At 67.8% G+C, this 6,206-nt stretch carries 6 protein-coding genes; 4 read left to right on the top strand and 2 right to left on the bottom strand.

The genetic code is table 11. The annotated features are described in order from the left end of the window. Nucleotides 1-285: 285 nt before the first annotated feature. Nucleotides 286-2,175, top strand: coding sequence for a molecular chaperone HtpG (htpG, locus tag VG561_RS20260; protein WP_046429950.1), 1,890 nt, complete (start codon nt 286-288; stop codon nt 2,173-2,175). A 216-nt stretch (nt 2,176-2,391) separates the two neighbouring features. On the opposite strand, the gene VG561_RS20255 is transcribed toward htpG, so the two are convergent. After that, nucleotides 2,392-2,691 carry a hypothetical protein gene (locus tag VG561_RS20255; RefSeq protein ID WP_014646771.1) on the bottom strand — a complete coding sequence of 100 codons (300 nt, stop codon included), beginning with the start codon at nt 2,689-2,691 and terminating at the stop codon, nt 2,392-2,394. A 129-nt stretch (nt 2,692-2,820) separates the two neighbouring features. On the opposite strand from VG561_RS20255, the gene ftsY reads away from it, so the two are divergent. The 3 genes from ftsY to VG561_RS20240 all read left to right on the top strand — a co-directional run bounded on the left by ftsY (nt 2,821) and on the right by VG561_RS20240 (nt 5,634). After that, on the top strand, nt 2,821-4,152 hold the full coding sequence (gene ftsY, locus VG561_RS20250; protein WP_046429948.1) for a signal recognition particle-docking protein FtsY: 1,332 nt from the start codon (nt 2,821-2,823) through the stop codon (nt 4,150-4,152). 82 nt (nt 4,153-4,234) lie between these two features. Further along, nucleotides 4,235-5,359: an A/G-specific adenine glycosylase gene (mutY, locus tag VG561_RS20245; RefSeq protein ID WP_262094223.1), complete on the top strand. Its 1,125-nt coding sequence runs from the start codon at nt 4,235-4,237 to the stop codon at nt 5,357-5,359. A gap of 5 nt (nt 5,360-5,364) precedes the next feature. Then, nucleotides 5,365-5,634 carry an oxidative damage protection protein gene (locus VG561_RS20240; RefSeq protein WP_004153160.1) on the top strand — a complete coding sequence of 90 codons (270 nt, stop codon included), beginning with the start codon at nt 5,365-5,367 and terminating at the stop codon, nt 5,632-5,634. Nucleotides 5,635-5,708: 74 nt separating this feature from the next. Here VG561_RS20240 and VG561_RS20235 read toward each other — a convergent pair whose 3' ends face one another. Further along, nucleotides 5,709-6,158 carry a DUF6491 family protein gene (locus VG561_RS20235; protein WP_032958624.1) on the bottom strand — a complete coding sequence of 150 codons (450 nt, stop codon included), beginning with the start codon at nt 6,156-6,158 and terminating at the stop codon, nt 5,709-5,711. Nucleotides 6,159-6,206 lie beyond the last annotated feature (48 nt).

The following is a 6,206-nucleotide window of genomic DNA, read 5'->3' as shown; positions in this document are numbered from 1 at the left end:
GGTGAGGGCGCTTTGCTTGCGAAGCACTGCTTCGCAAGCGCCCGAACGCACAGCCGCCAGCGGCTGGGCCGGCCCCCGGAGGGGGGTTTACGGCGTGTCCTGCCAACCCACACCGCCCCGCCATCCCACGGATAGCCCGCTGTTGCTGTTGCTGTTGCTGTTGCTTCGGCCTCTGCAGGTGCCGGGCGCCGCCCGGCCGACCAACCCCTTGATTTCGGGACAATCAGCCATACCCCTTGGCGAGGCCGCACGCGCTGGCGCGGCATTGCACATGGAGCCCTATCGATGACCGAGACCACCCAGACCGAAACCCTTGGCTTCCAGACCGAAGTCAAGCAGCTGCTGCAGCTGATGATCCACTCGCTGTACTCCAACAAGGAGATCTTCCTGCGCGAGCTGGTCTCCAACGCCGCCGACGCCGCCGACAAGCTGCGCTTCGAAGCCCTGACCCAGCCGGCCCTGCTGGAAGGCGACAGCGAACTGCGCGTGCGCGTCAGCTTCGACCCCGCCGCCCACACCATCACCATCGAAGACAACGGCATCGGCATGAGTCGCGCCGAGGCGATTGCCCATCTCGGCACGATCGCCAAGTCCGGCACCGGCGATTTCCTGCGCCAGCTGTCCGGCGACCAGAAGAAGGATTCGCAGCTGATCGGCCAGTTCGGCGTCGGCTTCTACAGCGCCTTCATCGTTGCCGACGAGGTCGAAGTGACCTCGCGCCGCGCCGGCCTGGCCGCAGGTGAAGGCGTGCGCTGGACCTCGCGCGGCGAAGGCGATTTCAACGTCGCCACTGTCGACAAGGCCGAGCGCGGCACCCGCATCGTCCTGCATCTGAAGGATGGCGAGCATGATTTCGCCGACGGCTGGCGCCTGCGCAGCATCCTCAAGAAGTATTCGGACCACATCGGCCTGCCGATCCAGATGCCGAAGGAAGGCGAGGAAGGCGCCACCGTCGAGTGGGAGACCGTCAACCGCGCCAGCGCGCTGTGGACCCGTCCGCGCACCGAGATCGGCGACGCCGAGTACACCGAGTTCTACAAGCACGTGGCGCACGACCACAGCGATCCGCTGGCGTGGAGCCACAACAAGGTCGAAGGCAAGCTGGAGTACACCTCGCTGCTTTACGTGCCCGGCCGCGCGCCGTTCGACCTGTACCACCGCGATGCGCCCAAGGGCCTGAAGCTCTATGTGCAGCGCGTGTTCGTGATGGACCAGGCCGAGCAGTTCCTGCCGCTGTACCTGCGCTTCATCAAGGGCGTGGTCGACTCCAACGACCTGTCGCTGAACGTCTCGCGCGAGATCCTGCAGTCCGGCCCGGTCATCGATTCGATGAAGGCGGCGCTGACCAAACGCTCGCTGGACATGCTGGACAAGCTGGCCGCCGACAAGCCGGAGCAATACGCCACGTTCTGGAAGGAATTCGGCCAAGTGCTGAAGGAAGGCCCGGCCGAGGACTACAACAACCGCGAGAAGGTGGCCGGGCTGCTGCGCTTCGCCTCCACCCGCGGCGACAGCGATGCGCAGACGGTGTCGCTGGCCGATTACCTCGGCCGCATGACCGAAGGCCAGGACAAGATCTACTACCTGACCGGCGAGAGCTACAGCCAGGTGCGCAACAGCCCCCACCTGGAAGTGTTCCGCAAGAAGGGCGTGGAAGTGCTGCTGCTGACCGACCGCATCGACGAGTGGCTGATGGGCTACCTGACCGATTTCGACGGCAAGGGCTTCGTCGACATCGCTCGTGGCGATCTCGACCTGGGCGCGCTGGAAACCGAAGCGGACAAGCAGGAACAGGAAGCCGCGGCGAAGGACAAGCAGGGCCTGGTCGAGCGCCTGAAGACCGTGCTGGGCGATGACGTGGCCGAAGTGCGCGTGTCACACCGCCTGACCGATTCGCCGGCGGTACTGGCCATCGGCGAACAGGACCTGGGCCTGCAGATGCGCCAGATCCTGGAAGCCAGCGGGCAGAAGGTGCCGGACAGCAAGCCGGTGCTGGAAATCAACCCGGGCCACCCACTGATTGCCAAGCTGGATGCCGAAGCCGATGGCGCGCGTTTCGACGACCTCGGCCGGGTGCTGTTCGACCAGGCCGCGCTGGCCGCCGGTGACAGCCTGAAGGACCCGGGTGCCTACGTGGCGAGGCTGAACAAGCTGCTGCTGGAGCTGTCGGCCTGATCGACAGGGTGGTCGCCGGGCATGGCCCGGCTTACCCGGCGGTGCTCTGGTAGAGGCCGACCTTGGTTGGCGCCCCAAAAGCGTGCCAACCAAGGTTGGCACCTACCGGGGCGGATCGAGCGTGCCAGCCAAGGTTGGCACCTACCGGCGCGGGTGGAGAGTGCCAACCAAGGTTGGCACCCACCAGGGGCGGCGGTTGGCGCCTGCCGAAGGGGTTCAGGCGTCGCGATCCAGCAGCGAACCCAGCATCTGGTCCTGGCGGCGGATCACCGCGGCATTGGCGGCGAAGGCCACCACCTCGGCTTTCGCGGCCAGCAGGTCACCCAGCGGCGCGCCGGCATCGGCGCCGACGGGAATCACCGCGGCCTGCACCCCACCCTGCCCGGCAGCACTGCGCTGCAGCTGCAGGCGCTGGGCATCCGGGGTCGCCAGGTTGGCCACGTTGTGCGCAGCCACCTGCACGCCCTGCTGGGACGCACGCATCCCGCCGAGGGCAATTCCCATCACGTTGTCCATGGCGGTCTCCGGGCCGCACGACGCAGCCCTCCGGACCGGTTAACGGCCGGCGGGCCGCGACCTTGAGTCCACATCGGCCCGACAGGCCCGAGTGGTAGCATATCCCCCTGATTTCAGCGCCTTTTGCCAATGCTCAGTTTTTTCCGCCGCAAGAAGCCCCAGGATGCCCCCGCAGCGGAGGCACCCAAGACCCAGCACTACTCGGCTGAAGAGCTGGCGGCGGCGTTCCCGTCGGCCGCGCCGGTCGAGGACAAAGAGCCAGCACCGGTAGCCGTACCGGCCGCGCCTGCGCCGGCCGAGCCGCCGCCGGCAGCCGTCGTTCCGGTCGCTTTCGAGCCCACCCCGGTGGTTCCGGCTCCGGTGGTTCCGGCTCCGGTCGTTCCCGCTCCGAGCGCTCCGCAATCGGCCGCCCGGATCGACGTCGCCCCGGTGGCGGCCCCGGCCATCGAACCGGCACCCGCACCACTGCCTCAGCCCACCCCGGCACCGGTCACCGACGACCTGCCTGCCGCCGCCTCGATCGATGCCGTTCCGGCGCCTGCCGGCAAGCCCGGCTGGCGCGAACGCCTGCGCAACAGCGTCATCGCGCGCAGCTTCGGTGGACTGTTCTCGCGCAACCCCAAGCTCGACGACGATCTGCTGGACGAGCTGGAAACCGCACTGATCACCGCCGACGTCGGCGTGGGCGCCACCACCGATCTGGTCGAGGGCCTGCGCAAGCGCATGAAGTCGCGCGAGTTCGCCGACGCCAATGCGCTGCTGGCCGCGTTGCGCGCCGAGCTGATCGCGATCCTGCAGCCGGTGGCCAAGCCGCTGGTGATCGATCGCAACGCCAAGCCCTTCGTGGTGCTCACCGTCGGCGTCAACGGCGTCGGCAAGACCACCACCATCGGCAAGCTGGCCAAGCGCTTCAAGGACGACGGCCACAGCCTGATGCTGGCTGCCGGCGATACCTTCCGCGCCGCCGCCGTGGCCCAGTTGCAGGCCTGGGGCGAGCGCAACGGCGTAGCCGTGGTCGCGCAGGGGCAGAACGCCGATGCCGCTTCCGTGGCATTCGACGCGCTGCAGGCCGGCAAGGCCCGCGGCACCTCGGTGCTGATCGCCGATACCGCCGGCCGCCTGCACACCCAGTCCGGCCTGATGAACGAGCTGGGCAAGATCCGCCGCGTGCTCGGCAAGATCGACCCCACCGCCCCGCACGAAGTGCTGATGGTGATCGACGGCACCACCGGCCAGAACGCGCTGTCGCAGTTGCGCCAGTTCAATGCCGCAGTGAACGTGACCGGCCTGGTGGTGACCAAGCTGGACGGCACTGCCAAGGGCGGCGTGGTGTTCGCGCTGGCCCGCGAGTTCGGCATCCCGATCCGCTTTGCCGGTATCGGCGAGCGCCCGGAAGACCTGCGCGTGTTCGATCCGGAAGCGTTCGTCGACGCCCTGCTGCCCGAAGCGCTGGGCGCCTGATACACCGCGCAGCCACGCATGGCGTGGCTCTACCGCAGCCTGGTAGAGCCACCCCACGGGTGGCTGCCTCTCTGGAACTCCAATGCCCCGCCAGCCGCACGCCAGCGCCGAAACTGCAGAACGGGACGGTTTCGTCGCCCGCCTGCTGCACTGGTTCGACGACCATGGTCGCCACGACCTGCCCTGGCAGCACCCACGCAGCCCCTATCGGGTCTGGCTGTCGGAAATCATGCTGCAGCAGACCCAGGTAGCCACGGTCATCCCGTACTTCCAGCGGTTCCTGCAGCATTTCCCGACGCTGCCCGACCTCGCCGCCGCCAGCAATGACGCGGTGATGGCGCAGTGGGCCGGGCTCGGCTACTACGCCCGCGCACGCAACCTGCATGCCGCCGCGAAGCGCTGCGTGGAACTGCACGACGGCGACCTGCCGCGCGATTTCGATGCTTTGCATGCTCTGCCCGGCATCGGCCGCAGCACCGCAGGTGCGATCCTCAGCCAGGCCTGGAACGATCCGTTCGCGATCCTCGATGGCAACGTCAAGCGCGTGCTCAGCCGTTACCACGGCATCGACGGCTTTCCCGGCCTGCCGGCCATCGAGAAACAGTTGTGGTCGATTGCCGAGGCGCACGTGGCGCAGGTGCCGGCCGGGCGAATGGCTGATTACACCCAGGCACAGATGGACCTGGGTGCGACGGTGTGCAGCCGCGCCAAGCCAGCCTGCGTGATCTGCCCGCTGCAGGACGCGTGCGCGGCGCGCCGCGAAGGCCGTACCGCCGAACTGCCCACGCCCAAGCCCAGCAGGACCCTGCCCGAGCGCGAAGCCGTGGCCCTGCTGCTGCGCGATGCCCAGCAGCGCGTGCTGCTGCAGAAGCGGCCGGACACCGGCATCTGGGCGCAGCTGTGGACGCTGCCGCAGGCCGATGCCGGCAGCGTACTGCAGGACTGGTTCGACGCGCACGTCGAAGGTTCGCTGGAAGACGCCGAGGAACTGCCGGTGTTGAAGCACACCTTCAGCCACTACAAGCTGCACCTGCAGGTACTGTCGCGGCAGGTGCACGGCCTGCGCGTGGAAGAACCCACGCTGCGCTGGGTCGCCAACGACGAGCTGCCCGCGCTGGGCCTGCCAGCGCCGATCCGCAAGCTGCTCGACGGCGCCACGACCAAGGCGCCGAAACGAAATTCCAAGAAACCCCGCAACCACGAGTGAGTGCCATGTCCCGAACCGTCTTCTGCCAGTACGAACAACGCGATGCCGAGGGCCTGGACTTCGTGCCCTACCCCGGCGAACTGGGCCAGCGCATCTTCAACAACATCGGCAAGCAGGCCTGGGCCGCGTGGCTCGCGCACCAGACCATGCTGATCAACGAAAACCGCCTGTCGCCGCGCACCCCGGAGCATCGCGCATTCCTTGAGGGCGAACTGGTCAAGTTCCTGTTCGAGAAGGACGCGGAAAAGCCTGCCGGCTTCACCCCGGAAGCCTGACCCAAAGGTAGTGCCGGCCGCTGGCCGGCATCGCGCAGATGCCAGGTTGCCGGCCAGCGGCCGGCACTACCGCGCTATTTCGTATTTTCCTCGCGCTCCTGCACCTGCGCCTGGCGCAGCTCCTGCTCGGAGGCACGCAGTGCCTTCACGTCCAGCTTGCGGATGCTGTTGATGAAGCACGGCATGCGCGGGCCACCGGTCGGGTCGCGCACCAGCACCTTGTCGAAACGCGATGACACGCGGCCCATGCTGCTGGTCAACCCGATGGCGGTGGCGTACGACAGGTCCGGGCACGGACCACTCAGTTCCAGCAGGTAAGCCTCGCTCGGCCGGGTCCACACCGCCAGCGCGCTGTCACCCAGTTCGGTCCAGCCATTGAGGCTGCCGAAGAACTGCATGTCGTTCTGCGGCGCGCCGGCGTGGGCGCGGTACAGATCCAGTTTCTCGGTACTGCTGAGCCGGCCGGTGGTCGCGCAGGCGGCCAGCGCCAGGCAGAGTCCGGCGATCAGGATCGGGGTCTTCATGGCGATCTCCTCGGGGAACCTGCTGCGATCATGCGCCGGCCGATGTGC

The sequence above is a fragment of the Stenotrophomonas sp. CASM110 genome, from assembly GCF_049384345.1.
GTDB classification, from domain to species: domain Bacteria; phylum Pseudomonadota; class Gammaproteobacteria; order Xanthomonadales; family Xanthomonadaceae; genus Stenotrophomonas; species Stenotrophomonas muris.
The sequence above is the reverse complement of the archived record's forward strand: the minus strand, read 5'-3'. Positions and strand labels throughout refer to the sequence as shown.

Coding starts and splice junctions, on each gene's coding strand:
- VG561_RS20235 (WP_032958624.1), bottom strand. CDS start 6,158: ATGAAGACCCCGATCCTGATCGCCGGACTCTGCCTGGCGCTGGCCGCC.
- VG561_RS20255 (WP_014646771.1), bottom strand. CDS start 2,691: ATGGACAACGTGATGGGAATTGCCCTCGGCGGGATGCGTGCGTCCCAG.
- VG561_RS20240 (WP_004153160.1), top strand. CDS start 5,365: ATGTCCCGAACCGTCTTCTGCCAGTACGAACAACGCGATGCCGAGGGC.
- htpG (WP_046429950.1), top strand. CDS start 286: ATGACCGAGACCACCCAGACCGAAACCCTTGGCTTCCAGACCGAAGTC.
- ftsY (WP_046429948.1), top strand. CDS start 2,821: ATGCTCAGTTTTTTCCGCCGCAAGAAGCCCCAGGATGCCCCCGCAGCG.
- mutY (WP_262094223.1), top strand. CDS start 4,235: ATGCCCCGCCAGCCGCACGCCAGCGCCGAAACTGCAGAACGGGACGGT.